The 25,675-nt window shown below is 62.0% G+C and carries 22 protein-coding genes and 2 pseudogenes; 12 read left to right on the top strand and 12 right to left on the bottom strand.

Features of this window, described 5'->3' with window-relative positions; genetic code table 11:
• Positions 1–66: 66 nt before the first annotated feature.
• Both ACO54Z_RS06650 and ACO54Z_RS06645 read right to left on the bottom strand, forming a co-directional pair.
• Positions 67–252 (bottom strand): YciI family protein, encoded by a 186-nt coding sequence (locus ACO54Z_RS06650; RefSeq protein ID WP_485996324.1) that lies wholly within the window; start codon positions 250–252, stop codon positions 67–69.
• Positions 249–1,097: an aldo/keto reductase gene (locus tag ACO54Z_RS06645; RefSeq protein WP_485996322.1), complete on the bottom strand. Its 849-nt coding sequence runs from the start codon at positions 1,095–1,097 to the stop codon at positions 249–251. Before ACO54Z_RS06645 ends, ACO54Z_RS06650 begins: the two co-directional genes overlap by 4 nt.
• 117 nt (positions 1,098–1,214) lie before the next feature.
• Here ACO54Z_RS06645 and ACO54Z_RS06640 point away from each other — a divergent pair, with 117 nt between their 5' ends.
• The 5 genes from ACO54Z_RS06640 (at position 1,215) to mvaD (ending at position 3,947) form a co-directional block, all read left to right on the top strand.
• Positions 1,215–1,439: a helix-turn-helix domain-containing protein gene (locus ACO54Z_RS06640; protein ID WP_485996321.1), complete on the top strand. Its 225-nt coding sequence runs from the start codon at positions 1,215–1,217 to the stop codon at positions 1,437–1,439.
• On the top strand, positions 1,429–1,848 hold the full coding sequence (locus ACO54Z_RS06635) for a LysR substrate-binding domain-containing protein (protein WP_485996320.1): 420 nt from the start codon (positions 1,429–1,431) through the stop codon (positions 1,846–1,848). Before ACO54Z_RS06640 ends, ACO54Z_RS06635 begins: the two co-directional genes overlap by 11 nt.
• A 407-nt stretch (positions 1,849–2,255) precedes the next feature.
• On the top strand, positions 2,256–2,396 hold the full coding sequence (locus ACO54Z_RS06630; protein WP_298080025.1) for a hypothetical protein: 141 nt from the start codon (positions 2,256–2,258) through the stop codon (positions 2,394–2,396).
• Positions 2,386–2,958 (top strand): hypothetical protein, encoded by a 573-nt coding sequence (locus ACO54Z_RS06625; RefSeq protein ID WP_298080024.1) that lies wholly within the window; start codon positions 2,386–2,388, stop codon positions 2,956–2,958. Before ACO54Z_RS06630 ends, ACO54Z_RS06625 begins: the two co-directional genes overlap by 11 nt.
• A complete protein-coding gene (gene mvaD / locus ACO54Z_RS06620; RefSeq protein ID WP_485996319.1) occupies positions 2,955–3,947 on the top strand; it encodes a diphosphomevalonate decarboxylase in 993 nt (330 codons plus the stop codon). Before ACO54Z_RS06625 ends, mvaD begins: the two co-directional genes overlap by 4 nt.
• Positions 3,948–4,019: 72 nt before the next feature.
• Here the strand turns inward: mvaD and prmC are convergent, their stop codons facing one another.
• From prmC to ACO54Z_RS06600, 4 genes are all read right to left on the bottom strand, one after another.
• Entirely contained in the window at positions 4,020–4,850 is an 831-nt protein-coding gene (gene prmC, locus ACO54Z_RS06615) for a peptide chain release factor N(5)-glutamine methyltransferase (RefSeq protein WP_485996318.1), read from the bottom strand.
• A complete protein-coding gene (locus tag ACO54Z_RS06610; RefSeq protein WP_485996317.1) occupies positions 4,847–5,101 on the bottom strand; it encodes a hypothetical protein in 255 nt (84 codons plus the stop codon). Before ACO54Z_RS06610 ends, prmC begins: the two co-directional genes overlap by 4 nt.
• 244 nt (positions 5,102–5,345) lie before the next feature.
• The gene (locus tag ACO54Z_RS06605) at positions 5,346–7,331 is read right to left on the bottom strand and encodes a MacB family efflux pump subunit (RefSeq protein WP_485996316.1); all 1,986 of its coding nucleotides are present in this window, start codon (positions 7,329–7,331) and stop codon (positions 5,346–5,348) included.
• Complete coding sequence (locus ACO54Z_RS06600; RefSeq protein WP_485996315.1) at positions 7,331–8,521, bottom strand: efflux RND transporter periplasmic adaptor subunit; 1,191 nt, start codon at positions 8,519–8,521, stop codon at positions 7,331–7,333. The genes ACO54Z_RS06605 and ACO54Z_RS06600 overlap by 1 nt, the downstream gene beginning before the upstream one ends.
• Before the next feature lie 673 nt (positions 8,522–9,194).
• On the opposite strand from ACO54Z_RS06600, the gene ACO54Z_RS06595 reads away from it, so the two are divergent.
• Positions 9,195–11,576 carry a hypothetical protein gene (locus ACO54Z_RS06595; protein ID WP_485996314.1) on the top strand — a complete coding sequence of 794 codons (2,382 nt, stop codon included), beginning with the start codon at positions 9,195–9,197 and terminating at the stop codon, positions 11,574–11,576.
• A 405-nt stretch (positions 11,577–11,981) separates the two neighbouring features.
• Here ACO54Z_RS06595 and ACO54Z_RS06590 read toward each other — a convergent pair whose 3' ends face one another.
• Positions 11,982–12,362 carry a DUF1304 family protein gene (locus tag ACO54Z_RS06590; protein WP_485996313.1) on the bottom strand — a complete coding sequence of 127 codons (381 nt, stop codon included), beginning with the start codon at positions 12,360–12,362 and terminating at the stop codon, positions 11,982–11,984.
• Positions 12,359–13,237, bottom strand: a complete 879-nt coding sequence (locus ACO54Z_RS06585) for a DMT family transporter (protein WP_485996312.1) — start codon at positions 13,235–13,237, stop codon at positions 12,359–12,361. The genes ACO54Z_RS06590 and ACO54Z_RS06585 overlap by 4 nt, the downstream gene beginning before the upstream one ends.
• 141 nt (positions 13,238–13,378) lie before the next feature.
• On the opposite strand from ACO54Z_RS06585, the pseudogene ACO54Z_RS06580 reads away from it, so the two are divergent.
• A pseudogene (locus ACO54Z_RS06580) lies at positions 13,379–13,504 on the top strand (helix-turn-helix domain-containing protein); the annotation flags it as partial.
• Positions 13,505–13,546: 42 nt separating this feature from the next.
• Positions 13,547–13,885 (top strand): annotated as a pseudogene (locus tag ACO54Z_RS06575) (IS30 family transposase); the annotation flags it as partial.
• Between the two features lie 308 nt (positions 13,886–14,193).
• Here the strand turns inward: ACO54Z_RS06575 and ACO54Z_RS06570 are convergent.
• The 3 genes from ACO54Z_RS06570 to ACO54Z_RS06560 all read right to left on the bottom strand — a co-directional run bounded on the left by ACO54Z_RS06570 (position 14,194) and on the right by ACO54Z_RS06560 (position 19,191).
• Positions 14,194–15,183, bottom strand: coding sequence for an NYN domain-containing protein (locus tag ACO54Z_RS06570; protein ID WP_485996311.1), 990 nt, complete (start codon positions 15,181–15,183; stop codon positions 14,194–14,196).
• 127 nt (positions 15,184–15,310) lie between these two features.
• Complete coding sequence (ligA, locus tag ACO54Z_RS06565) at positions 15,311–17,317, bottom strand: NAD-dependent DNA ligase LigA (RefSeq protein ID WP_485996323.1); 2,007 nt, start codon at positions 17,315–17,317, stop codon at positions 15,311–15,313.
• A 23-nt stretch (positions 17,318–17,340) separates the two neighbouring features.
• The gene (locus tag ACO54Z_RS06560) at positions 17,341–19,191 is read right to left on the bottom strand and encodes an MFS transporter (RefSeq protein WP_485996310.1); all 1,851 of its coding nucleotides are present in this window, start codon (positions 19,189–19,191) and stop codon (positions 17,341–17,343) included.
• A gap of 648 nt (positions 19,192–19,839) precedes the next feature.
• Here ACO54Z_RS06560 and ACO54Z_RS06555 point away from each other — a divergent pair.
• Positions 19,840–20,103, top strand: a complete 264-nt coding sequence (locus ACO54Z_RS06555) for a hypothetical protein (RefSeq protein ID WP_485996309.1) — start codon at positions 19,840–19,842, stop codon at positions 20,101–20,103.
• 137 nt (positions 20,104–20,240) lie between these two features.
• Here ACO54Z_RS06555 and ACO54Z_RS06550 read toward each other — a convergent pair whose 3' ends face one another.
• Entirely contained in the window at positions 20,241–21,632 is a 1,392-nt protein-coding gene (locus tag ACO54Z_RS06550; protein WP_485996308.1) for an ankyrin repeat domain-containing protein, read from the bottom strand.
• 146 nt (positions 21,633–21,778) lie between these two features.
• On the opposite strand from ACO54Z_RS06550, the gene ACO54Z_RS06545 reads away from it, so the two are divergent.
• The 3 genes from ACO54Z_RS06545 (at position 21,779) to ACO54Z_RS06535 (ending at position 25,436) form a co-directional block, all read left to right on the top strand.
• A complete protein-coding gene (locus ACO54Z_RS06545) occupies positions 21,779–23,356 on the top strand; it encodes an alanine/glycine:cation symporter family protein (RefSeq protein ID WP_485996307.1) in 1,578 nt (525 codons plus the stop codon).
• 129 nt (positions 23,357–23,485) lie between these two features.
• The gene (locus ACO54Z_RS06540; protein WP_485996306.1) at positions 23,486–24,562 is read left to right on the top strand and encodes a leucine-rich repeat domain-containing protein; all 1,077 of its coding nucleotides are present in this window, start codon (positions 23,486–23,488) and stop codon (positions 24,560–24,562) included.
• The gene (locus ACO54Z_RS06535; RefSeq protein ID WP_485996305.1) at positions 24,522–25,436 is read left to right on the top strand and encodes a hypothetical protein; all 915 of its coding nucleotides are present in this window, start codon (positions 24,522–24,524) and stop codon (positions 25,434–25,436) included. The genes ACO54Z_RS06540 and ACO54Z_RS06535 overlap by 41 nt, the downstream gene beginning before the upstream one ends.
• The last annotated feature ends 239 nt before the right edge of the window (positions 25,437–25,675 follow it).

The following is a 25,675-nucleotide window of genomic DNA, read 5'->3' as shown; positions in this document are numbered from 1 at the left end:
GGTTTGGAATTTTGTCGGGTTGCCGTGCAAGTTATAGTTTGGAAGGAAGTCTATTGTCCCATACGTTTACGGACTTTCCGCCAGATCCGCAATCTTGGCGGCAATCAGTTTCGGCGCAAATTCGCGGATTTCATATTGGGTGAAATCCGGATAATAACAATCTTCTTCCAAAACTTTTTGCAGGGCGCCGCGGCTTTCGGTGTGCGCGAAAATCACGCCCGCGTGTGCGCCGGTGTCGCTGGAAATCCTTATACATTAAAGATACGTTCTTTCATCCAGCGCACGGTGGCAATGGTCTGGTGATTGATGAACTGGCTTTCGCCCATATCGAGCGCGGCAATCGCCGCTTTGTCCGCCTCATTCAGGCTGAAGTCAAAGATATTGAGGTTTTCTGCCATGCGTTCCGGTTTGGTGGATTTGGCCAAAGCGACAATGTTGTTTTCCACCAGCCAGCGCAAAATGACTTGCGCCACGCTTTTGCCGTATTGCGCGCCAATTTTCGTCAAAACCGGATTGCTGAAGATATGGTTTTTGCCTTCGGCAAAGGGCGCCCAGGCTTCGACGACAATACCCTCTTCCTGTAATGCGGCGACTTGTGCTTCGCGCTGGTGGAAGGGGTTTATTTCTATCTGGTTTGCCTGCGGCATGACTTTATTGAATACCCCCAAATCGACGGCGCGGTCGGGGGTGAAATTGCTGACGCCAATGGCGCGGATTTTGCCCGCCGCCTGATATTTTTCCAATGCGCGCCAGGTGCCATAGACATCGCCGTAAGGCTGGTGAATGAGTACCAGGTCAATATAATCGAGATTCAGCCGTTTTAAGGAGCGATCCAGTGAAGCGGTGGCCGCCACTTCGCCCGCATTTTCTATCCAGACTTTGGTGGTTACAAAGAGTTCTTCGCGGGCGATGCCACTACGGGCAATACCTCTGCCAACTTCGGTTTCATTGACATAGGCTTGCGCGGTATCAATATGGCGGTAGCCGGCGGCAATGGCATCCACCACAGCCTGTTCGGTTTCTTCCGGTACAATTTGAAAGACGCCAAATCCCAATGCCGGAATTTCGACGCCGTTATTCATTTTTATGCTTTGCATGATGTATGCTCCATGATGCGGCGGGCGGATTCCCGACGCGCGGCGCATCATACCCCGCCATTGCCTGCCGCCAAAATCATAAACGCCGATACCCCCTATCATCCATTCCGATATGCCATGAATCTATTGCACAATCTGGATTTGAATCTGCTGCGCGCCCTGCACGCCTTGCTGGAGGAAGGTAATGTCACCCGCGCGGCGGCGCGCCTTGCGCTGTCGCAACCGGCAGTGAGCGGGATGCTCGCCCGCCTGCGCCGTTTTTTTGACGCCCCGCTGTTGGTGCGCAACGGCCAGGGCATGGTGCTGACACCGCGCGCGGCTGCGCTACCGCGTGCTGTATGAGGAGCGCTTTGTCTGCGCGATGCGCGCCGGACATCCGGCGTTGCAGGCGGCGTGGAATCTGGACACCTTCTGCCGCCAGCGCTTTGCCCTCGGCTCGTTTTACGGCGGCAGCCTCTCCGGCGCGATTGACGACACCCTGCGCGAGCTGGGCTACCACCGCCACGTCGCGGTGTCGCTGCAACATTTCGCCCTCATCCCGGAGCTGCTGCGGCAAAGCGACCTGCTCGCTGTCATCCCCGCCAGCCTGGTGCGCTCCGACGACGGCCTGGTGCTGAAGGATTTGCCTTTCCCGGCAACGGGTTATCAGAAACTGCTGCTCTGGCACGACCGCAACCACGCCGATCCGGCACAGCAATGGCTGCGCGGGCAGTTGGCGGGAGCGGGTCATTCTGGCGGTGATGGTGGATAACCCGGTGTATAGCCATCCACCGAAAGCCTCATACTGTGTTGCGTCGCCTGACCGGGCACCCTAAAAAATGGCGGAGCCATTTTTTAGGGAAACCCGCGCCGTACAACCGCGTACTGTCTTCGGCGACGCGCCTTGTCTGAAACTTTCGGTGGATGGCTATATAACGCGCGCCTTTTGGCGCAAAATCGCTGCCGTGCCTCGCGTCCGGGACAGGTGCGTCGCGCCGCATCAACACAAAATTCGTTGAAAAACCGGTAAATAACCGGGCTACCGCCTGCCGTCCCGCCTCACGCGCCCGCTCCGCCTGTCGCCACCTTCGCCAACCATGTGCATAACTGCGACAATACCCGCACGCTAAACCCTGCCCAATCGCGCCATCTTAAAGAAACCCGTCACCCGGAATCCCCATGACCCCCGCCGACTTCCTCGCCACCCGCCTTGAGCCCGCCGCCGCGGGCGACGCCTACGCCGCGTGCCAAGCAAATCCCGTCAATGAAACCGGACATTTGCAAGCAAACCAAAGAAAGGAAAGGCATCATGTCAGATGAAATTATTAGCTATCGCTACCATCCATCAAGAAGAATCCTGTTTGGTACATTCATCGTATTGTTAATGTCTGGGAGTTTCTTAGGGATGTTTTTGGCACTTCATAACAAAATAATGTTCAAGACGGATGCAGACATAATTATTTTTGCTTATATTGTCTATTACGCTGCAATTATCTTGTTTTCGTGGATGACCATAATGAGTGTGCGCACTATCATTGCCTATTTACGCGCGGGCAAAACCATTACCTTGACGGACGATATGCTCATTCTGCCTGTCAATAATATTTTAGGTGCCAGTCGGTATTACCATATCCCCTATGCCCGTATCAGTCATGCAACAGAAGAACAATATCTCAGACAAAAAGAACCTGTTTTTTGCATACATGAGGACATCCCGCAAGGCCGCCTCTTTACCCAAAAGGAATACGTTATAGCGCCAGCATATTTCAGTAACAATCGCCAATACTGGAATTTCATATCTGAACTCAAACGCCGTATAGCAGCGGCGCATCTGTGTCATTCATCCATCTGCCAAACTGCCCCAAAAACGGAATCCCCATGACCCCCGCCGACTTCCTCGCCTCCCTCCTCCCCGCCCGCCTTGAGCCCACAGCGCAGGGCAAAGCCTACGCGCCCGCCAACATCGCCCTCGCCAAATACTGGGGCAAACGCGACCGCGCGCTCAATCTGCCCGTCAATGGCAGCCTCTCCATCTCGCTTGGCGGCCTCGGCACGCACACCACCGTCCGCGCCGCCAACCGCGACCGCATTACCTTAAACGGCAGCGATGCTGCGCCGGGCAGCGCCCTGCACCGCCGTACCTTCGCCTTCATTGAGCTGTGGCGGCGTGGCGCAGCGCAACCGCTGCACATCGAAACCGAGAACACCATCCCCACCGCCGCCGGGCTGGCATCGAGCGCCTCCGGTTTTGCCGCGCTGACGATGGCACTCGCCCGCTACTGGCAGCTCAATCTCGCAGACAGCGCCCTTTCCGCCATTGCCCGCCTCGGCAGCGGCAGCGCGGCGCGCTCGCTCTGGCACGGTTTCGTCAAATGGGAGCGTGGCACGCGCGACGATGGCAGCGACAGCTTCGCCGCGCCCATCACCAGCGACTGGCAGGAATTGCGCATTGCGCTGGTGGAAATCGACAGCGGCGCGAAGAAAACCGCGAGTGGCGACGGCATGAACCACACCACCGCCACCAGCCCGCTGTACACCGCTTGGCCAGCAACCGCCAGCGCCGACCTCGCCGCGCTGGAAGCCGCCATTGCCGCCCGCGACTTCAGCGCACTCGGCAGCACCGCGGAGGCGAACGCGCTCGCCATGCACGCCACCATGCTCGCCGCCCGCCCGGCGCTGTGCTACCTGCAACCGCAGACACTCGCCACCCTGCACCAGTTGTGGCAGGCACGCGCCGACGGTCTTGAAATCTACGCCACCATCGACGCCGGGCCGAACGTGAAAATCCTCTGCCGCGCCGCTGATGAAGCGGCGGTACGCGCCGCTTTCCCGCAGGCGCTGTGGGTCAATCCTTTTGCGGTCGCGGCATAAGCCGCGCTTGTAGAAATGGTTCGCCGGGTGTGGCGGCGCAACACCGTATGCGGCTTTCGGTGGACGGCTCTATCAGCCGCGCCGCTGCATTTCGGTGATGCGCTCGCGGCCGGCATAGTCGCAATGAGTGGCGATGTGTTGCCAGTCGCCGCTGGCATCGGCGCGGGCGCGCAGGGTGGCGCCCTGTTGCCAGCCGTGTTCCATAAGGAGCCAGCCGCCGCCTTTCAGCACGCGCGGCGCCTGCGCCATGATGGCGAACAGGTCGCGGTAGCCGTCATCGGCGGCGACGAGTGCCGTCTGCGGCTCAAACGCAAGCGCGGCAAGGTGCGGGTCATCGGGCGCGATGTAGGGCGGGTTGCTGACGATGAGGTCGGCGCTGGCGGCGGCAAAGGGCGCGAGCCAGTCGGCCTGGAGGAAGCGGAGATTGCTAAGGCAGTGCATGCGCGCGTTGTCGGCGGCAATCGCCAGCGCTTCGGCGCTTTGGTCGGTGGCGGTAATCTGCGCGTCCGGGCGGGCGGCGGCAATGGCGAGTGCCAGCGCGCCGCTGCCGGTGCCGAGGTCAATCACGGTCGGCGCGGACAGGTCGCGCAGGTGCGACAGCGCGCGTTCGACGAGGATTTCGCTATCGCTGCGCGGGATGAGGGTGGCGCGGCTGACCTTGAGTTCCAGCCCGTAAAACGGCTGCTGGCCGAGGAGGTAGGCGAGCGGTTCGCCCGCGTGCAGGCGGGCGGCGAGCGCGTCCAGCGTCTGCAATTGCGCGGCGGTGAGTTCGGGATTGTGGATGCGTTGCGCGGTGGGCGACAGGCCGGTGACGTGCGCGGCGAGGTGACGGATTTCGATGGCGGCGACGTCGCGGTCGGGATGGGCGGCGGTGGCGCGGGCAAGCCAGGCGTGCAGATTCATCGCGGCAGCAGGCGGGTGATGGCGACGAGCTGGGCGGCGCTGATGTCGCCGTCAATGTAATGCCGGACGAGACGGGCTTCGAGGCTGTCGGCAGGCGGGGCGGGCAGGCCTTCAATGCGGTTTTTGCGGGCGAGATACGCCTGATGGCGGGCGCGTTCGCCACGGGCAGCCGCGCTGCGGTCAATGTCGGGATAACCGGCGGCGGCGTTGGCGGCGAGGGTTTGGGCAAGCAGGGTTTCGACGGGGTTCATGGGTCGGAAGGAACTGGGTAGGGATGGATGATTTTACATACAGGGTAGCGGGGAAGGTGTATGTAAATGGGTGGTGAGGTGGGTTTGTCGCTACGCGGTTTGTTCGCAGCCCCCATAAGGAGAAGAGATTGAGGACTGCAAATTTGAAAAAACGGAGTCTTATTTCGTAAGTAACATTGCTCACCCCCTCCCCAGCCCTCCCCCGCTGCGGGCTTCGCCCTGCAGGGGAGGGGGATTTATTAGGTTATTCCCGGCTCAAGGCTTCGACCGGGTCAAGGCGGGCGGCGTTGCGGGCGGGCAGGAAGCCGAAGAGCAGGCCGATGCCGCTGGCGCAGATGACGGCGGCGATGGTGGAGGCGGTGGAGTACACCAGTTTGAACGCCGCCTGTTCGCCGCCGCCCGTGCCGCCGGTGTTGTTCATCACCCAGCCGAAGCCGTAGGCGAGGCCGACACCTATCGCGCCGCCGAGCAGGCAGAGCATCAGCGCTTCTATCAGAAATTGCATGAGGATGTCGCTTTGCCTTGCACCGACGGCCATGCGGATGCCGATTTCTTGGGTGCGTTCGGTGACGGAGACGAGCATGATGTTCATCACGCCGATGCCGCCGACGACGAGCGAGATGACGGCGATGGAGGAGATGAGGATGCTGAAGACCTGGACGCTTTGCGAGATGGCTTTGCGCAGGCTTTCGCTGTTGAAGAGCGAGAAGTCTTTGCTGCCATGACGGCGGGTGAGGATGCGGGTGATGGCGTCTTCGGCGACTGCCGGGTTGGCGCTGTCGCTGATGCGCAGCACGATGCTGGAGACGTTGCTCCGCCCCAGGAGGCGGTTCATCGCGGCGGTGTAGGGCATATAGACGCTGATGTTGTTGCTCATGTCAAAGCGGCTTTGACTGCTGGTATCAACGATGCCGATGATGCGCACGGGGACGTTTTTGAGCAGGATGACTTCGCCGAGCGCGCCCGCGTAGCCGTTCGTGGCCGTTGCACCGAAGAGGTTTTCCGCGCCTTTTTGGTTGAGGATGGCGACGGCGGCGTAGTTGTCAATGTCTTTTTGGTCGAAGGCGCGTCCGGCGACGATGGGCAGGTTCTGCACCTGGAAGTATTGGTCGCCCGCGCCGGTGATTTCGCCGGTGAGTTCTTTGTTGTTGTAGCGCACGGTGGCGCTGGCGCTGACTACCGGGGTGGCGCTGTCGATGAAGTCCTGTTTGGCAAGGACGGTGGCGTCGGCGGGGATGAGGGTGCGGATGCGTCCGGCGCGGCGGTCGCCGAATTGGCCGGGGAAGATTTCGATGGTGTTCGAGCCGAGGTCGCTCATGTTCGCCAGCACTTGTTGTTGCGCGCCTTGTCCCAGCGCGACGACGCTGACCACCGAGGCAATGCCGATGATGATGCCGAGCATGGTGAGGAAGGCGCGCAGTTTGTGGCCGATGATGGCGCGCCATGCCATGTTGATGGCCGACGTGATGCGCCCGGCGGCGCCGAACAGGGTTTTTTTGGTCTCTGGCGCGGCGGCGCGTTTGCCGCTGGCGCTCCCGTCCGCGTCCTGGCGGCGGTCGTCGATGATTTCGCCGTCTTTGATTTCGATGACGCGGTCGGCGTGTTCGGCGATGTGGCGGTCGTGGGTGACGAGGATGATGGTGTGGCCTTCGGCGTGCAGTTCGCCGAGGATTTTCATCACTTCTTCGCCGCTGTGGCTGTCAAGCGCGCCGGTGGGTTCGTCGGCGAAGATGATTTGTCCGCCGTTCATCAGCGCGCGGGCGATGGAGACGCGCTGTTGCTGGCCGCCGGAGAGTTGGCCGGGTTTGTGCTCGGTGCGCTCGCCGAGGCCGAGGCGGGTGAGTAGCGCCTTGGCGCGCGCTTCGCGGGCGTCTGCCGCCGTTCCGGCGTAGATGGCGGGAATGGCGACGTTTTCCCACGCCTTGAGGTCGGCCAGCAGGTGATAGCGCTGGAAGATGAAGCCGATGTTTTCCCGGCGCAGCGCGGCGCGCTCCTGCGGGCTCAGATCGGTGGCGTTTTTGCCGTTGATGTAGTACTCGCCGTCGCTGGGGCGGTCGAGGCAGCCGAGGATGTTCATCAGCGTCGATTTGCCGCTGCCGGACTGGCCGATGATGGCGACCATTTCCCCGGCTTCGATGTCGAGGTTCAGCCCCTTGAGGATGGTGACTTCGCCGTCGCCGCTGGGGAAACGGCGGTAGAGGTTGCGGATGCGGATAATCGGCTCGCCCATCAGAACGGCCCTCCCGGCATCGGCATACTGCTCTCGCCGGTGCCGCTGCTGACCACGACCTGCTCGCCCGCCGTCAGCCCTTCGGTCACTTCGGTATTGACGCCGTCATTGATGCCGAGCTTGACTTCGCGCGGCTGCGGCTTGCCGTCCGCGCCCATCACCTGCACCTCGTCCTCGCCCTGCGCATTCGTTTGCAGCGCGGTCATCGGAATCGTCAGCACGCCCTTCGCCTCGCGCACGTTAATCACCATGTTGGCGGTCATGCCGATGCGCAGCTTGCCGTCGGCATTGGGCACGTCCATCTTGCCGTAATAATAGACGGCGGTGTCGTTGCTGCTGCTGGTGGTGGTAGTGGTGTTCTTGGAAGTGGCGAGCGGGGCGGGGTCAATGGATTTCAGCTTGCCCTCATAGCGGGTCTTGTCCGCGCCGAGCAGGGTGAAATACGCCGCCATGCCCGGCTGCACCGCGCCGACATCCGCCTCGGCAATCTCCGCCTCGACCGTCATCGTGTTCGTCTGCGCCAGCGTCACCAGCGTCGGGCTGTCCTGCACCGCGTTCACCGTCTGCCCCTTCTCCACCGCGACCGAAATCACCACGCCGTCCATCGGTGCAGTCACACTCGTATAACCCAGACGCAAGCCCGCGTTGTCCAGCTCCAACTGGCTCTTGCGAATATCGGCCTTTGCCTGATCGACCGCACTCTGCGCCGATTTCAGCGTCGCCTGTGCCGCATCCAGCGACTCGCGCGCCGCCGCGCCCTTCTTCACCATCTCCTGCTGGCGGTTAAAATTCTGCTGCGCCTCGCGCAACTTCGCCTGCGCCGCCGTCAGCGCCGCCTTGCTGGACGCCAGCGACGCCGCCGCACTATCGCGCGTATTCTGCTGCGTACTCGCATCAATCTCGGCGATGGGGTCGCCGGTCTTCACCTTGTCGCCAATCTTCACCGACAGCGCGCTAATCTCGCCCGACACCTGCGCGCCAACCTTGACCGACTTGAACGGCTGGATGGAACCGCTCGCCAGCACCGTCTGCGCGATGTCGCCCTTCTTCACCTCGGCGGTGATGTACTTGATTGCCCCCGCCTCGTCAGGCTTGGCGCGGAAATGCCACCAGGCATAACCGCCCGCCGCCAGCAACACCAAAATCACCAAAAACCGCATCCCTGCACGGCCAGACTGCTTGCGTAACATAAAACCTCTCTTTAATTAAGGAAAACACGCGGATGCGTGAAAGCGAGGATTGTACGCGCAAAAAACAGATGCCTGGATTAGCGAAGGCTTAGGCGCGGTTTACCATTCAGTTCGTAGGTCGGCCATAAATGGCCGACCTACGAAATTTCTCGCCGTCAACGCCAGGCGCCAGGCTGTATTGCAAGCGCGGCCAAAATCCCCCACATTAACGATACACCGCACTTTCCCTATCTCATCCTGTAACCCATGAACCGCATCTGGTACTACACCCCCGACGACCGCACCGACTACCCCGACATCAACCTGCTCACCCCCGGCATGGGCGTACTCACCGCCCTCTGCGTCTGCCTCATCTTCGCCAGCGCACAACTGCCGCAACTGCCCAACCCCTTCCACATCCTCTTCGGCTACACCACGCTCGTCGCCCTCAACCTGCTCTGGCAAGGCCGCTGCTACTTCCGTCCGCGTCCGCTGCCCTCGCCCATGTTCGCCTGCGACGGCGATGGTCTCACCGTGTTTGACCGCGATGGCGCTCGCCTCGGCAACTGGCGCTGGGCCGACATCGCCGAACTGCGCGCCACTGAGCCCGACCCCGTTGCCGTCATCCGTGGCAGTGCTAACCCTGATGCCGTCTGGCTGGAAATCGTGCTAGGCGAAGCCGCCCCCTCCGGGCTTGGCGAAAGCGACCGCTTGCGCCGCTGGCTGGACGCCACCGACCCGCAACGCGGCCAAATCGCCATCCACGTCCACCTCAGCGAAGCCGTGCCCAGCGACCACGCCCCGACGACGCGCCTTCATCTGGGGGGCAGACGCCGCCGACACCCTCGCCGACGCCCTCTTTGACATCGACCAATACCATCAGGGCACACAGCTGGCGCCGCCGCACCGTCCGGCCAACCCCTACCGCGCGGATGCTGCCGCCATCCTCATCATCCTCGCCGCCGACGTCGCCCTGTCCGGCTTTTGGCACTTCTCCGCCGCCGCCCGCCTTCTCATCCACTTCAGCCTGCCGCTCATCGCCGTTTTCAACCTCTGGGTACTCATCCGCCTCTGCCAGGCAGGCATCGCCTTCCTCAAAATCCGTCGCCATGCGCCTCCACCCGCCCGCGTCAGCGCCCAAGCGCCAGCCATTGCCGCCCCACCCGCACCACAGCCACCATCCGCTCCGGTCAGCGCCAAACCGCCCGCCGCACCACGTCCGACCATCGCAGCGCGCGCGTGGTACACCGATCCGCGCACCATCCGCCGCGCCAATATCCACAACTACGGCGCGCTCGCCATCGCCCTCGTCCTCATCGTCCGCCTCATCCACGGCACACCGTACCCGCTATGGCACATCGCCGGACTGCTGCTGGCGCTCGCCTACGCGGCGGCCATCACCTTCACCGCCTTCCACCAGCCGGGTGCGCCGCGCCTCCAGCTCGATGCGAACGGCATCCGCAGCCGCAGCGACTTCCTGCCGTGGGATGACTACAGCTACGCCACCATCAACGAAAGACCCACCGCCTTCACCCACCAACCGCGACCCGTCCGCCTCGGCATCCACGGCCTCAACCGCCGCCTGCCCATCAGCATCGCCATCGCCACCATCGGCTACCGCGCCGCGCAAGACATCATCGCCGCCTGCAACCACGGCAAGGCGCAGCACCGCGCCACCGTCGTGCCGGATGATGGCGACGACTTCCTCGAACACGCTTACCGGCGCACCCTCGCTCGCGGCGACCTCACCCCCGCCGAACAGGCCAACTTGCGCGACCTCGTCGATGCCCTCAAGGGCGAACCCGCCGCGCCGCCCACCGGGGACGATATCGCCGCCCTGCGCGCCGAAATCCAGCAACAGCACCCGCCCGCCGTCGCCGAAGCGTTGCTGCGCCACACCCGCCACCTCGACGGCAAGGCGGACAACCGCCGCAGCTACCCGCTGCACATTCGCCCGCTCGCCTGGGCGCTGCTCATCGCCAACGACGCCACCGCCCTCGCGCTTGCCGTCCTCATCGCCCTCAAGCCGCCCGCCGTCCTCGCCGCGCCGCTGCTGGCGTGGCTCGTCGCGCTCACCTGCGCCAACCTCATCGCCTGGCGCGCCCCGTGGCGCTGGCAGGCGGTCGCAAAGACGCCATACAACAACACCCCTCCCCCGTGGGGGAAAGGCAGAGGTGAGGGCAGCAAACACGCGCAGATACCGGAAAAGCCCACCACCTCCGGAACAGAAACCCCTCGCGCCGCCGCCCAAAACACCTTCCCGCCGCACCAATGGTACAAACACCCGCGCGCCATCGCCCGTGGCAACTGGCACACCTTCGCCTGGCTGACGACCGCCGCGCTGCTGGCTCTGCTCACCAGCCGCGGCGTCGCCAGCGGTCATGCCGTCGCCCTCGCCCTGCTGCTGCCGCTCGCATTCCTCATCCGCGCCGCGTGGCAGGCCGCGCGCCACGCCTTCAGCCACCACGACGCGCCACTCGTCCGCCTGGACGCCGACGGCATCCACCTCGCCCTAAAAAACCGTCGCCAGCGCGACCTTGCTCGCCTGCCAACACGCGGCGCGAGCCTGCACGCCGGCGCCACCCACTGCCATATTCCGTGGGACGAAATCGCCTACATCAGCGCGCTGAAAGCCAACCGCTACCGCGCACAACAACTCCTCATCGAAGACCAGGACGGCGACAACCACGGCATCTATAGCGCGCCGCTCGGCGACTACGACACCGTTTGCACCATCGCTGCCACCGCCCGCGCCTGCCACGCAAGCGACCATTGGCCGCTACCCGACCGCGACACCCTGCCGCCGCTGCACGTCCGACCCTTCGCCCGCATTCTGCTCATCGCCAACATCGCCCTCATCAGCCTATGGCTCGCGCTGAACCTCCTTGTCCAACAAGGGCTGATGACCCTGCCCTTTGCCGACCCGGCGCTGTCCCTGCTTGAGCTGCCGTCCTTCCATCTGCACGCGATGCTGCCGTTCGGCGCATACCCGCACGCCAACGCGCTCATCCTGCTGAGCCTGACCGCGCTCAACCTCGCCGCCTGGCTTGCGCCGTGGCATTGGCAGGCGGAATAGCGGGCGGGTTCCGTGCTTAGGGTGTGTGGCGGTGTAGCCGACACGCACGCGGGAATTTGACATCGGCAAACGCGTGCGTGCCTGAGGCACACACCCTGTGCGCCGCGACGCAAATAGCCGCAGTAAGCCGGTCATAAGCCACGAGCAGATGAAACAAAAACGCCACCGGATGCGGTGGCGTTTTTGGGTTATAGCGATACTCACAAAGTTCTGTATAGCCATCCACCGAAAGTTTCAGACAAGGCGCGTCGCCGAAGACAGTACGCAGTTGTACGGCGAGGCGACGCAACACAGTATGAGGCTTTCGGTGGATGGCTATACAAGGCGCGTCGCCGAAGACAGTACGCGGTTGTACGGCGAGGCGGCGCAACGCCGTACAGGGCTTTGTGAGGATTGCTATACGTTTCAGGCCAACGCCAGCGCGATGAGCGCAAGCAGCGGCGGTACCGCCTGGACGAGGGCGGGGCGGCGTTTGTCCGGCGCGGTGGTGTAGAGGTAAATGCCCGCCGCGCTCATGGTGGCGAGCGGGGTCAGCAGCAGTCCGGTTGCCACGGCTGGCGCAATGTCGGCGAGGCGCAGCGCGAGGCCGACGAGGACGCCGAGCGCCTGCATCAGGTTGTACAGCGCGAGGTTGTGGAAGGGCGCGCGCAAGGTGGGCAGGTCGCGTTCAGCGATGTTGAAGGTGCGGCAAAAGCGGGCGCTGCCGTAGGCATGGCGCTCAAGCCAGTAGATGTAGAGGTGGATGAGCGCGGCGAGGGCGGCGGTAAGGTGGGCGAGGGTGTTCATGGTTTTGGCGGTTCCAGTTGGGCGACGGTCATTGCGGTAAAAAGCAGGGCGCAGCCGGTGAGCATCAGCGGCGTGGCGGGTTCGCCCAGGATGAGCCAGCCGGCGGCGAGGGCGAAGAGGCTTTCCATGGAGAGGATGATGGCGGCCGGGGTGGCGGCAACGTGCCGCTGCGCCCAGCCTTGCAGGAAGAAGGCGATGCCGGAGGAGGCGACAGCGGTGTAGAGGATGTCCCATTTGCTGTAGTTGAGCAGCGTCGGGTCGGTGAGTGCGCCCGCGCCTTCTGTGGCGAGGGTGGCGGGCAGGGTGAGGAGTGCGGCGACGGTGATTTGTACGGTGGTGAGTGTGAGCAGTTCGCTGCGGCGCACGGCGATGCCGTAGTAGTTGACGTAGAACGCCCAGATGAGGGCGCTGGCGAGGGTGGCGCTGTCGCCCGCGTTCCAGTTGAGCGCGGCGCTGTCGCTGTGGATGGCGGCAAAGCAGGTGAGGCCGGCGAAGGCGAGCAGGGTGGCGAGGATGAGTGTTCTGCCGAGGCGCTCGCCGCCGAGTAGTGCCAGAAGCGGGACGAGGATGACGTAGAGGCTGGTGATGAAGCCGGATTTGCCCGCGGTGGTGTGCTCCAGTCCCCATTGTTGGCTGTACATGCCGAGGAAGAGGAGGATGCCGCAGCAGATGCCGTCGCGCAGCCAGTGTCCCCAAACGGGGCGACGGCGCAGGGCGAGGACGGCGAGCAGCATCAGCGCGGAGAGCGGCAGGCGCCAGCTCATGAAGGTGAGCGCGCTGACGGCGGTGGCGCTGTGGCGCTGGAAGATGAAGGCGATGCCAAAGAGTGCGGCGGTGAGGAGCAGGGCGAGGTGGCCGGTGTGGACGCGGGGCATGGTGCGGGTTGGTTTGTGGTTTACATACAGGTTGGGCGCTTGGGTGTATGTGGCGAATTTACAATTCAAGTGCAACAGCTACAAAAAAGGCATCCATAAGCGATACTGCAAAAAACATCAAAACCTTGCAGGAGACCGCAAATGGATACCTACCGTCATATTACGCCCTTTGAGCGGGGTTGCATAATGGCTCTGCACGAGTTGGGCTACAGCCTCGCCGCCATCGCTACCCTATTGAAGCGCCACAGGAGCACTATCTTGCGCGAGCTGAACCGCAACCGTTCCCCTGATGGAACCTACAGCGCACAGGAGGCGCAGGCACGGGAGCGCATTGGCGACTGGGAAGCCGACACCGTGGCGGGCGTGGTTGGCGGCGCGGTGTTGCTGACGCTGGTTGACCGCAAAAGCCATTATCTGCACTGCGTGCGGCTGGAGAAGAAGACGGCAGACAACGTGAATGCGGGGATTTTCAAGGTGTTGGCAGGGCAGATAGTGCATAGCATCACGCCAGACCGTGGCAAGGAATTCGCGCGGCACGCGGTGGTGGCGGAGGCGCTGGGAATAAAAATATACATCCCGCCGCCGTACCAGCCGTACCAGCCGTGGCAGCGCGGCACGAACGAGAATACCAACGGGCTGTTGCGCGAATATAGCCATCCACCGAAAGTTTCAGACAAGGCGCGTCGCCGAAGACAGTACGCGGTTGTACGGCGAGGCGACGCAACACCGTATGAGGCTTTCGGTGGATGGCTATATCTTCAGAAACATCAGGATATTGCGCAATATCAGGATGAGTACATCGAGAAAGCTGTGCTGGCGTTGAACAACCGCCCGCGCAAATGTTTGCAGTGGAGGACACCTTATGAAGTGTATTTTGAAGAAGTGTTGCACTTGGTTTGACAATTCGCCAATCCAGATAGCAAAAAACAGGGCGCCAAATGCGCCCTGTTTTTGCTTCAGACCTTTTCCGGCGAGACCGACGGCGTCATCCTTACGCTGTCGCCCTGAATCTCCAGATTGTGGATGGTTTCCAAGAGCGCCATAAAGCTGGCGAAACCGTATTCCTTATATGACCAGCGCGGCGCGAGGTATTTTTCCAGCGCTGCAATTTTTACCCAGCCTTCTTTGTTCTGGAATTTGGGCAGGGCGTCGTTGCTGAGCAATTTAATCAGTTCGCTGTAGGGGATTTTGCGGCAGTACATCCGGCTGGCGTCGTCGTGGCGGAATTGCAGGCCGCCCAGCGCTTTCAGCATGGAGGAGAGTTTGGCGTAGCCGTAGCTGCGGGTATCAAAATCCGGCTGGGTCTGGCTGAGGTAGGTGCCGATTTGCCCGACGAACGCCCAGCCGGTGCTTTCGTCGGTGCTGTCTTTTACCGCTTTGTAGAGCAGGCTGCGCAGCGCGCCATCCAGTGTTTTGCGCGGCGGCGGGGCGATTTTTTCGCCGCTTGCGACAGGCGGGGTTGCGCTGGCCTCGGCAGCGGGTTTATCGACGCTGGCCGCTTCGTCTTGCAGGTTTTCGAGGTAGATGAAGCGGTCGCAGGACTGGCGGAAGGCTTCCGGGGTGTTGCGTTTGCCAAAGCCGTACACGGTCAGGCCGCTGGCGCGAATGCGGGCGGCGAGCGGGGTGAAATCGCTGTCGCTGGAGACGAGGCAGAAGCCGTCAAAAGTGCCGCTGTAGAGCAGGTCCATGGCGTCGATGATAAGGCTCATGTCGGTCGCGTCCTTGCCTTTGGTGTAGGCGAATTGCTGCACCGGGATGAGCGCGTGCTTGAGCAGCACGTCTTTTTTCCAGCCTTGCGGTTCGGGGCGGCTCCAGTCGCCGTAGATGCGCTTGACGCTGGCGATACCGTATTTGGCGATTTCGGCAAAGAGGCCGCTAACGGCACTGGCGGAGGCGTTGTCGGCGTCGATGAGAACGGCGAGCTTATGCGGTTTTTCAGGGTTCATGTATTTTCCTTTTTGTAGGTAATGCCGGGAATTTCCATAGCGGTTGTAAGACTGCGCCACGTGGGCGCGGGGGTTGAATGGGGATGTTCAGACTGTTTTCAAGCGCGGCGGTGGGGCAAGCCCCGCCCTACACCTCCAGCCACGCCTTGAGCTGCGCTTCGTCGATGATGGCGACGCCGAGCGCTTGCGCTTTTTCCAGTTTGCTTCCCGCCTTGTCGCCCGCGAGCAGGTAATCGGTTTTTTTCGAGACGGCGCTGGATGTTTTGCCGCCGAGGCGGGCGACGTGGGCGGCGGCTTCGTCGCGCGTCATCGTCGGCAGGGTGCCGGTGATGACCACGGTTTTGCCGGCAAGCGGGCTGTCGGCGGCGACAACGGGCGCTTCTACCGCCGGCCAGTGGATGCCCGCCGCTTGTAGCGCGGCGATGACGGCGCGGTTGGCGTCGTCCATGAAGAAGTGGCGGATGTATTGCGCCATTACCGGGCCGATGCCGTCGATGGCTTGCAGGTCTGCTTCGCCCGCCGCCATCAGCGCGGGCAGTTCGCGGTAGTGGCGCGCGAGCAGGTCGGCGCTGACGTTGCCGACTTCGCGGATGCCGAGCGCGTAGATGAAGCGCGGCAGCGTCGTCGCCTTCGCCGCTTCCAAGGCGGCCAAGATGTTTTGCGCCGATTTTTCCGCCATGCGCGGCAGCGCCGCCCAGTCGGCGAGCGTCAGCGCAAAGAGGTCGGCCGGGCTATGCACGCGCCCGTCCTGCACCAGTTGCTCTATCAGTTTGTCGCCCAGCCCCTGGATGTCCAGCGCCTTGCGCGAGGCGAAATGTATCAGCGCCTGCACCCGCTGCGCGCGGCAATGCAGCCCGCCGGAGCAGCGCGCCACCGCCTCGCCTTCGGGGCGGATGATTTCCGAGTCGCACACCGGGCAATGCGTCGGCATGGCGAACGGCTGACTGTCCGCCGGGCGCGCTTCCGGCACGGTTTTGACGATTTCCGGGATAACGTCGCCAGCACGGCGGACGAAAACGGTATCGCCGACGCGCACGTCCTTGCGCGCTACTTCGTCGGCGTTGTGCAGGGTGGCGTTGGTGACGGTGACGCCGCCGACTTCCACCGGGCGCAGCCGCGCCACCGGGGTAATCGCGCCGGTGCGGCCAACCTGCACGTCAATCGCCTCCACCACGGTGGTTTTTTCCACCGCCGGGAATTTCCACGCAATCGCCCAGCGCGGCGCGCGCGAGACGAAGCCCGCCGCCTGCTGGTCGCGGTAGCGGTCGGCCTTGTACACGACGCCGTCGATTTCATAGGGCAGACCGTGCCGCTTGCGCCCCAGCTCCTCCATATAAGCGGTGGCGGCGGCGACGCTGGCGAGGCTTTGTTGCAACGGGCAGACCGGCACGCCCCAGTCGCGGTATTGCGCGAGCAGGGCGCTGTAAGTGGCGGGCAGGGCGAAGCCGTCGTGCGCGCCGATGCCGTAGGCGTAGAAACTCAGCTTGCGGCTGGCGGTAATGGCGGGGTCAAGCTGGCGCAGACTGCCCGCGGCGGCATTGCGCGGGTTGGCGAAGGTCTTGCCGCCGTCGCGCTCCGCTGCGGCGTTCAACGCGGCAAAAGCGGCCTTCGGCATATAAACCTCGCCACGGATGTCGATAACCGCAGGCGGCGCGTCGTCGAGCAGGCGTAGCGGGATGGCGCGGATGGTGCGCACATTGGCGGTGACGTCCTCGCCGGTCGCGCCGTCGCCACGCGTCGCCGCGCGGGTGAGGATGCCATGCTCATAACGCAGGCTGATGGCAAGACCGTCGAACTTCGGCTCGGCGGACAGCAGCAGGTCGTCGTGGTCGAGCCGCTCCTGCAAGCGCCTGACGAAAGCGGCAAATTCTTCTTCGCTGAAGACGTTATCCAGCGACAGCATCGGTACGTCGTGCGCCACCGGGGCAAACGCGCCATCGGCCTTGCCGCCAACGCGGCGGGTCGGCGAATCGGCGGGGACGGGGGCGCTGCTGGCTGCTTCCAGCGCGCGCAGCTCGCGCATCAGCGCGTCGTATTCGGCGTCGGCAATGCGCGGATTATCAAGGACATAATAGGCGTGGTCGTGTGCGCGGATTTCGGCGCGCAAGGCGGCGATGCGGTCGGTATCGGTCATGGGGTTATCGCTCACGGGGGGATTCAGTTACGGTCGAGCAGCCGCTGCGTTGCCTCACGCAGTTCGGCGGCGGTGGTTTCTGGCGGCAGCGGTTCGCCGATGCGGACGGTGATGCGCGCGAACCATTTGCGCGGCCCGCCTTTCATCAGCCCGCCGCTGTGCGAAAAGAGGCTGCCCCAGAGATTGTTAATGGCGACCGGAATCACCGGTGCCGGGTCGCGCGCCAGCATCCGCTCGATGCCGCGTTTGTATTCGCCGAGATTGCCGTCGCGGGTCAGCTCGCCTTCGGGGAAGATGCCGACGAGATCGCCCTTGCCGATGGCGTTGTGGACGTGTTCAAAGGAGGCGAGGAAGAGTTCGCGGTCTTCGCGTTGTCCGGCGATGGGGAATGCGCCTGCGCTTTTGAAGATGTAGCGCAGTACCGGGATTTGGAAAATCTTGTAATACATGATGAAGCGCACCGGGCGGCGAATGGCGACCATGAGAATGAGCGCGTCCATGTAGCTCAGGTGGTTGCAGGCGATATAGGCCGCGCCGTTTTTCGGCACGTTGTCGCGCCCCTCGACGCGCAGGCGGTAGCAGCAGGCGATGATGCAGATGACCAGGCAGCGCATGATAAATTCGGGGACGACGGTGAAGATGTAGAGCGAGATGGCAAGGTGCAGGCCGAGCAGCAGCGCAAACAGCGCCTGCATACTCCAGCCGAGCACGCCCAGCACCAGCACGCCGAGCAGGCTGACGATGACGAGGAAGAGCGCGTTGATGATGTTGTTCGCCGCGATGACTTGCGATTTGTGGCCGCTTTCGGCGCGGTGCTGGATGATGGCGTAGAGCGGCACGGCGTAGATGCCGCCGCCAAAGGCGATGGCGAAGAAGGAGAGGGTGGTGGGGATGAAGCGCGGGTCGCGGGCGAAGGCGGCCAGCGTTTGCAACGCGCCGATGGCGGGATTGCCCTGAATGAGGATGACGCCCGCAAGCCCGGCGGCGAGGATAAAGGCGCCGACCGGCACCAGCCCCGCTTCAATCCGCCCGCGCGCGAGCAGGTTGCTTAAGAGCGAGCCGATGCCGATGCCAACGGAAAACAGCACCAGCAGGTAGGTGGTCACGGTCGGGTCGCTGTTCAGAATTTCCTTCGTGTATTGCGGGATTTGCGTCAGCAGCGCACCGCCGAGCAGCCAGAACCAGGAAATGGCAAGGATGCACTGGAAAATCGTCTTCTGCCGCGCGGTGTAGGCGAGCAGCGTCGTCGTCTGCCGCCACGGCTGGAACGGCGGCAGCGCGTGGCGGTCGGTCTCGCCCTGCCAGGCGGGAATGGCGTAGGCGGCGGCGACGCCGATGCCGACCGATGCCGCCATCGCCGCGAACAGCCACGGGTAGAGCAATTCACGCGCGACCAGCGACGCGCCGACCAGCGTGCCGCCGAGGATGGCGAGGAACGTCCCCGCCTCCACCAGGCCATTGCCGAGCATCAGCTCGTCTTCATTGAGCCGCTCCGGCAGGATGCCGTATTTCACCGGGCCGAAGAAGGTCGATTGCAGGCCGAGCAGGCATAATACCAGCACCATCAGCGGGATGAGGTCGCAGACAAAGGCGAGGATGCCGACCACCATGATGAACACCTCCAGCCACTTGATGCGGATGATGAGAAAGCGCTTCTCGAAGCGGTCGGCGAGCAGCCCCGACCAGGCGGAGAAAAGGAACATCGGGAAGATGAACAGCGCCATGCTCAGATTGGTGTAGAGGCTGAGCGTTTTGCTGTCGGTGAGGCGCAGGGTGAGATAAACCAGCAGCGCGTTTTTGTAGAGGTTGTCGGTAAACGCGCCGAAAAACTGGGTGATGAAAAACGGCAAAAAGCGGCGGCTAAAGAGGAGCATGGGATTCCTTTGCGGAGTGGGAAAGGCGGCATTATCGCCGAATGCGGCGGCGGAGGGGGCGATGATTGGCGCGATGACTGCCACGGTGGATAACCTGGTGCATAACTCGCGCATTTTGCCGAAAAACCTGACATTTCCTGCCCGCGACGGCAGCGGTCGCCCCCAGTCGTGCGAATAAAACACGCATTAAAACAACAGATTAACAGGGATTGCGGTAAACAAAGCGCTTTTTCCGCTTGCATCCGCCTGCGTCGCGCCAGCACGGCATTTGTGCATAACTTTCCATGTGGCGGCGGGCAACGGCAGCGCGCACGACAGGCGGTTATCCCCAAAAAATGTGGACAAGGGCGGGAATGACCGCAGGCGCCGGAAAAATATTCAAGCGCGACGACAGGTTGCCCGCACGGCAGCGTTGCCAAAATAATGCGCAGCGGCAGCGGCTGTTTGCCATTCACCTGCAAGGCCTTGTCTGAAACTTTCGGTGGATGGCTATACCATTCAGCCGTAAACACGCCCAAGTCAATGCGGTTGCGTGGCGACGATTTTGTGAGCTACACCCTACGAATGGTCGCTATGCGAGCTGTTCCGGTTGCTTGTGTCTCGCTAACCCAACCTGCGAACAAAATCATCGTGTTATGACCTACTGCTATGGTTCGGGCGGTTACGGACTTCGTCCTAACCGCCCCTACGCGCTACCTGGAGCGGAAAATCGAAGAACACCGCATCGCCGGGCTGGAGCCGAAAATCACCAGCAAACCGAAAACCAAGCTGGGGAAAAAATTCCGGGGCGCGCCGGGCAAAAGCTACGGCAAGGCGGACGGCAAAAAATTCGACGGCAAACGCGGCGGCAAAAAACCGTTTGCCGAGCGCAAGGGCGGCGGCAATTACCAGCGCAAAGGCGATCGGGCATAAGCGCGCCGGGCATTGCAATCCTGAAAGAAAAGCGCCGCATTTGCGGCGTTTTTTTATGAAAGTGCCCTGCCCTACCCGTCCGGGATTTACATACACTTGAGCGCTCAAGGTGTATGTAAATCAGGTACGGGCAGGCTTCAGGGGTTGAGGCTGATGCCTTCCGGGGTGAGGCGGATGCGCTCCGGCGCGGTTTTGAACAGCGCCTTGAGGCCGTGGCTGCCTGCCGTTTGCAGGTGGCCACGGCTTTCGACGTTATGGCAGTAGGCGGTGGCAAGGATGAGCTGCATGCCCAGCATGATGTGGCGCAGGTAGTCGTCCTTGTCCACTTTTATGTTGCCCGTCTGCTGCCGGTATTGGGCGAGGAGGCTGTGGTAGGTTCTGTCCAGGGTGTCATCGTCGCCGTTTGAGCCGCGCCAGGCGTTGTAGCTGCCGAGGGTGTAGGTGGCAAGCGCCCCGGCGAGGGTTTGCACGTTTTCGCCGTCGTTGCGGTAGAACAGGTAATGTTCGCGATAGTTTTGTTGTTGCTGCGCGCGGTCTTCTGCCGGGTAGGCGGCGGCGAGCTGTTGCGCCACGCGGTCAATGTCGGCGTCGCTGACGGCAACCGGCGCGGCGTCGTCCGCCGGGCGGGCGGCGTTGTCTTTGCCGCTGTTTTGCAGCAGCGCCGCACTTGCGCGGTAATGCGGCGAGACGGCGGTGAGCAGCGCCGTCGGCGGGACGGTGCAGAGGCTGTTGTCCGCCGGTGGCGCGTCGGGCGCGATGCGGCTGGTGTCAATGGGGATGTTGTGCGCGTCGAGCCAGGCGCGCACTTCTTTGGCGTGCGGCGGGTTGTCGGAGGCGAGGAAGTAGCTGTACTGGAAGGTGTAGCCGACGTGGTCGCGCAGGGTGGGATCGACGCCCAGTTTGAGCAGGCGCGGCACGGCGGCGTAATCACTGATGGCGGATGCCTTGTGCAGCAGGGTCTCGCCGTCGGCGGTGCGGCGGGCGTGGATGTCCGCCCCGGCCTTGAGCAGCAGCTCGAAGTTGTCGCGCGTCTCCGGGCCGAGCGCGGCAAAGAGCGGCGTCTCGCCCAGGGTGTTGGGGATTTCGAGGTTCACGCCGCGTTTTATCAGGGCATCCAGCCAGTAGCGGTCGGTGAGGATGGCGGCAAGGTGCAGGTCGGTGTCGCGCATGTCGCCCAGCCAGGTGGGGTCGGCACCAAGGTCTAGCAGGGCGTTGAAGGCTTTGCGGTCGCCGCTCATCATGGCGACGCCAAGCGGTGTCATTTCGCGCGTGTTGTGGCTTTTCAATATATCCGGGCGTTGGGCGAGGATTTGTCGCGCGCGGGCAAGGTCGCCGTCGTGCGCCGCCTGGTAAACGGCTGCGGCTTCGGCACTGGCAAAGCGTTCGTTATTGCTGGCCGTGGCGGGATTGCGCGCGAAGACTTCCTGCATTTCGGCAGGCATGGCCAGCGGCGTGCCTACGGCTTCGTTATCGGCATGGGCAATCGCGGCGAAGGCGGCGGCGAGTGCGGGCAGGGCAAGGCGTTTCATCGTATTTTTCCTTTTGTTTGCGGGAGGTTGTCGTATGGTAACGGTTCCGGCATGAATATTGGCTTGCCGTCCGTTCAGTTTTTTGCTGACAGCCACGCGCGCCGCGTTGTACATTGGCGCTCCTTTCATAATTACCGGAGATAATCATGCAACAAGAACAAAGCGCCATTGAGACCGTCGTCCTCTGGCTCAATGATGTGATTTGGAACCCGTCGTTCATCTGGCTCTGCCTCGGCGTCGGCCTGTTTTTTTCCATCATGACCCGCTTCGCCCAGGTGCGCCACTTCACCGAGATGTGCCGCCTGCTTTTCCGCTCCGATGATTCCACCGAGCACGGTATTTCTTCGTTTCAGGCGCTGTCGGTGTCGCTCTCCGGCCGGGTCGGCATCGGCAATATTGCCGGTGTCGCCGCCGCCATCGGTTTTGGCGGCCCCGGCGCGGTGTTCTGGATGTGGGTCGTCGCCTTTTTGGGCGCGAGTACCGCGTATGTGGAGTCCACCCTCGGCCAAATTTACAAGGTGCATGACAAGGACGCGGGGATGTATCTCGGCGGCCCCGCCTATTATTTTGAACGCTGCCTCGGCTGGCGCTGGTACGGGATTTTGTTCGCCGTCGCCGCCACCTTCGCCTGTGGCCTCTTTCTGATTGGCCCGCAGGCAAACGGTGTTGCCAGCGCGATGGTGCAGATTTTCGGCGAAGGGCAGGCGGTGACGACCGGCATCGCCGGCGAGGTCGGCTCGCACCGCCTGATTGCCACCGCCTGCGTGCTGGTGCTGCTGTCGTTCATCATCTTTGGTGGCATCCGCCGCATCGCCAGTTTCGCCCAGGTCATCGTGCCGTTCATGGCACTCGCCTACATCGTGCTGGCGATGATCATCGTCTTCATCAATATCAACCGCGTGCCGGAGCTGCTGGCGCTCATCGTCAGCGATGCCTTCAATCCTGCCGCCGGATTCGGCGCGGCCATCGGCATGGGGGTCAAGCGCGGTATCTATTCCAACGAGGCCGGGCAAGGCACGGGCGCACACGCGGCCGCCGCCGCCGCCGTTGAGCATCCGGTGCAACAGGGGCTGGTGCAGGCATTTTCCGTCTATATCGACACCCTGTTCGTCTGCACCGCGACCGCGCTCATCATCCTGATGACCAAGCAGTACAACATCGTCGCCGGGCAACATTTCGCGGGCGAAGCGACGCAATACATCGCCACCTACCTGAAAGACGCCAGCGGCGCGGTGATTAACGCCGACCCCGGCACCACCGCCTTCACCCAGTACGCGACGGCAAGCGTCTTCGGCAAAAGCGGGCCGGTGCTGGTCGCCCTCGCCACCTTCTTCTTCGCCTTCACCACCATCCTCGCCTACTACTACATCGCCGAGACCAACATCCTCTATCTGGCGCGCAAATTCGGCTGGCAGCGCGACGTCACCCTCATCGTCAAACTGAGCGCGATGCTGGCCGTCACCTACGGCGCGGTCGGCAGCGCGGGCTATATCTGGAAACTGGGCGACATCGGCGTCGGCCTCAACGCCTGGCTGAACATCATCGGCCTGCTGATCATCTTCTTCCGCGCCGGACGCCCGACCATCCGCGCCCTGCGCGACTACGAACGCCAACAAAAAGAAAAGGCCGCCGTGTACACCTTCGACCCGCAGGCGCTCGGCATCAAGCACGCGACGTTTTGGGAAGAGCGCCTCCAGGCGGAAACAGAGAAGACGAAGCCATAGCCGCAGTGCATCGCGCCCAAACGGGGCGGAATAACCCTGTCTCCGCTCCGTTTTATCCAGCATAAAAAACAAACTGCCATGAATAACCCGGAGTCCCCTGCCGAGCGGAAAAAATTCCGCTTCCCGCTCGTGCTGACCGATACCGCGCGAGATTTGCAAAACCTGTCGGAAAAATATTGCCACCTGGTACAAGTCTGCACCATCAGGGACGACCAGCTCACGGCCATTCCCCCGGAAATCAGCCGTTTTGAAAATCTGGAAGAGCTGCATATTGGCGGCGCACGCATCGCCGCGTGCTCACCAGAAATCCGTCATTGCAAAAAACTGCGACGGTTGGCATTGAGTGGCGGCGTGACAATAACGACTATCCCGGCAGAAATCATGCTGGCAACCTCACTGGAAGAATTACGGGTTTACCAAATCAAAGAAATTCCATCCGGAATCGAGCGGCTTGAGCATTTGCGCATTCTGGACCTGCAATTCAACAAAATCGCCGCATTACCCAAAGAAATCGGGCAATTGCACAACCTCCAGGAACTCAATCTGGGAAATAACCGCATTACAACGCTCCCCGCAGAAATTGGCGCACTCTCCAACCTGCACACACTCAACCTGGGGGAAAACCACCTTGCCGCATTACCCGAAACGATTGGCCAACTGCAAAGCCTGCGACGCCTCGATCTGCATATCAACAAACTGACCGCGCTTCCCGCTGAGCTGGGAAAACTGCAATCCTTGCAAGAACTGGCTTTGCGAAATAACTGCCTTGAAACCCTGCCTGCAACATTTGCCAACCTGAAAAACCTGAGTTATCTCACCCTATCACGAAATCGGTTTTCCCGATTCCCGCCAGAGCTCCTGGAACTGCCCCAACTGGAATGGCTATGGCTCGCCTATAATCAAATAAGAACCTTACCAGCGGAAATTGCACAACTACAAAAACTCCATGACCTGGACCTGCAAGGGAATCAACTTTCCCTGCTGCCGGAAACTATTGGCCAATTACAAAACCTGTGCGAACTTCGCCTGGGCGAAAATCCGTTACTCAGCATTCCCCAAACATTAAAAGAATTACGCCTTAACAAAAACCGCCGGGGCAAAGAACCCCTGCTGATATTTGGCGACAACCCCATATCACCACACTACACCGACAAATTCCGGTTTATTGAATGCGACCCGCGCCACGTCCGCAACTGCTGGCGATAAACCCGTTGCCGACTTTGCCCGCCGCCTCGCCGCCCGACTCGGCCTGCCGTGGGTCAATGCCATCGAAAAAATCCGCGACAACGACCCGCAAAAACAACAGGCGAACAGCTACCACCAATGCGCCAACCCTGACGGCATCTTTGCCGTGCATAACGTCCGCCGCGAACCGGTGCTGCTCATCGACGACATCACCGATTCTGGCGGATCTTCACCATCGCCGCCGCTCTCATCCCCATCAGTGGCAGTGCGCGCGGGTGGACGAAACCACCATGCTCACCGCGCTCACAGCGGGCGGCTACGCCATCAGCATCCTGCCGGACAGCCTGCCCAAAGCCAGCACCAGCTGCAAATGACGCACCGCTCTGCAAAACAGGCAACTGCTGCTGCTCTTGCCTTGGCATCCCGAAGTAGGTTTTACCACCGCACACGCAGCAACGCGCAGCCGCCACCCCTACATCCTCGCCGACAGCGCATCGTCGTCCACAGCGACTACAAGGACAGCAGCCCCAGCAGCGTGCAAGAAAACCTGAAACAGCGCTGGGTCAGCCTCTGGATTAACCGCAGCGACGCCCCTACCGCTACTGTCACCCGCGGAAATTCTCACTCTGCCCGACTTCTACCAAGCCTTATAGCCATCCACCGAAAGTTTCAGACAAGGCACGTCGCCGAAGACAGTACGCGGTTGTACGGCGAGGCGACGCAACACCGTATGAGGCTTTCGGTGGATGGCTATACTCAACACGCTGCCTGTCGCCTTCACCATCGCCCTCGAACCCGCCGACATCAGCAGAAACCAACAGGGCATGGCTCAAACGCGCCAGCCGACGGCACCCTCGAAAGACCCGTGCCCACAAAACCTGCTACTACCGTATGACAACATCCTAACGACCCCCACCTACACCAGCTGCTACCGTGCATGGTATCGGCATATCGAACCGCCGCACACATCGGAGGGCGGATTGATAGGATCAGGCAGCTTTGTCTAATCCGCCTTTTTGGCGATAGTAGCTCGCTTTATAAATTCTGGTGGTGTCCTAAAATGTATGCTGATAAACGGCGGGCAAACAAAAAGCAACGGAGACACGGTATATTTGAGTTGTGCAAATTCAAATT

Source organism: Cardiobacterium sp. (assembly GCF_057314735.1).
This window is presented reverse-complemented; position numbering and strand designations above follow the sequence as displayed.

Excerpts from the sequence above, each read along its gene's own strand:
- ACO54Z_RS06645 (WP_485996322.1), bottom strand. The coding sequence starts at position 1,097 with ATGCAAAGCATAAAAATGAATAACGGCGTCGAAATTCCGGCATTGGGA.
- ACO54Z_RS06640 (WP_485996321.1), top strand. The coding sequence starts at position 1,215 with ATGAATCTATTGCACAATCTGGATTTGAATCTGCTGCGCGCCCTGCAC.
- ACO54Z_RS06630 (WP_298080025.1), top strand. The coding sequence starts at position 2,256 with ATGACCCCCGCCGACTTCCTCGCCACCCGCCTTGAGCCCGCCGCCGCG.
- ACO54Z_RS06625 (WP_298080024.1), top strand. The coding sequence starts at position 2,386 with ATGTCAGATGAAATTATTAGCTATCGCTACCATCCATCAAGAAGAATC.
- mvaD (WP_485996319.1), top strand. The coding sequence starts at position 2,955 with ATGACCCCCGCCGACTTCCTCGCCTCCCTCCTCCCCGCCCGCCTTGAG.
- prmC (WP_485996318.1), bottom strand. The coding sequence starts at position 4,850 with ATGAATCTGCACGCCTGGCTTGCCCGCGCCACCGCCGCCCATCCCGAC.
- ACO54Z_RS06610 (WP_485996317.1), bottom strand. The coding sequence starts at position 5,101 with ATGAACCCCGTCGAAACCCTGCTTGCCCAAACCCTCGCCGCCAACGCC.
- ACO54Z_RS06605 (WP_485996316.1), bottom strand. The coding sequence starts at position 7,331 with ATGGGCGAGCCGATTATCCGCATCCGCAACCTCTACCGCCGTTTCCCC.
- ACO54Z_RS06600 (WP_485996315.1), bottom strand. The coding sequence starts at position 8,521 with ATGTTACGCAAGCAGTCTGGCCGTGCAGGGATGCGGTTTTTGGTGATT.
- ACO54Z_RS06590 (WP_485996313.1), bottom strand. The coding sequence starts at position 12,362 with ATGAACACCCTCGCCCACCTTACCGCCGCCCTCGCCGCGCTCATCCAC.
- ACO54Z_RS06585 (WP_485996312.1), bottom strand. The coding sequence starts at position 13,237 with ATGCCCCGCGTCCACACCGGCCACCTCGCCCTGCTCCTCACCGCCGCA.
- ACO54Z_RS06570 (WP_485996311.1), bottom strand. The coding sequence starts at position 15,183 with ATGAACCCTGAAAAACCGCATAAGCTCGCCGTTCTCATCGACGCCGAC.
- ligA (WP_485996323.1), bottom strand. The coding sequence starts at position 17,317 with ATGACCGATACCGACCGCATCGCCGCCTTGCGCGCCGAAATCCGCGCA.
- ACO54Z_RS06560 (WP_485996310.1), bottom strand. The coding sequence starts at position 19,191 with ATGCTCCTCTTTAGCCGCCGCTTTTTGCCGTTTTTCATCACCCAGTTT.
- ACO54Z_RS06555 (WP_485996309.1), top strand. The coding sequence starts at position 19,840 with ATGGTTCGGGCGGTTACGGACTTCGTCCTAACCGCCCCTACGCGCTAC.
- ACO54Z_RS06550 (WP_485996308.1), bottom strand. The coding sequence starts at position 21,632 with ATGAAACGCCTTGCCCTGCCCGCACTCGCCGCCGCCTTCGCCGCGATT.
- ACO54Z_RS06545 (WP_485996307.1), top strand. The coding sequence starts at position 21,779 with ATGCAACAAGAACAAAGCGCCATTGAGACCGTCGTCCTCTGGCTCAAT.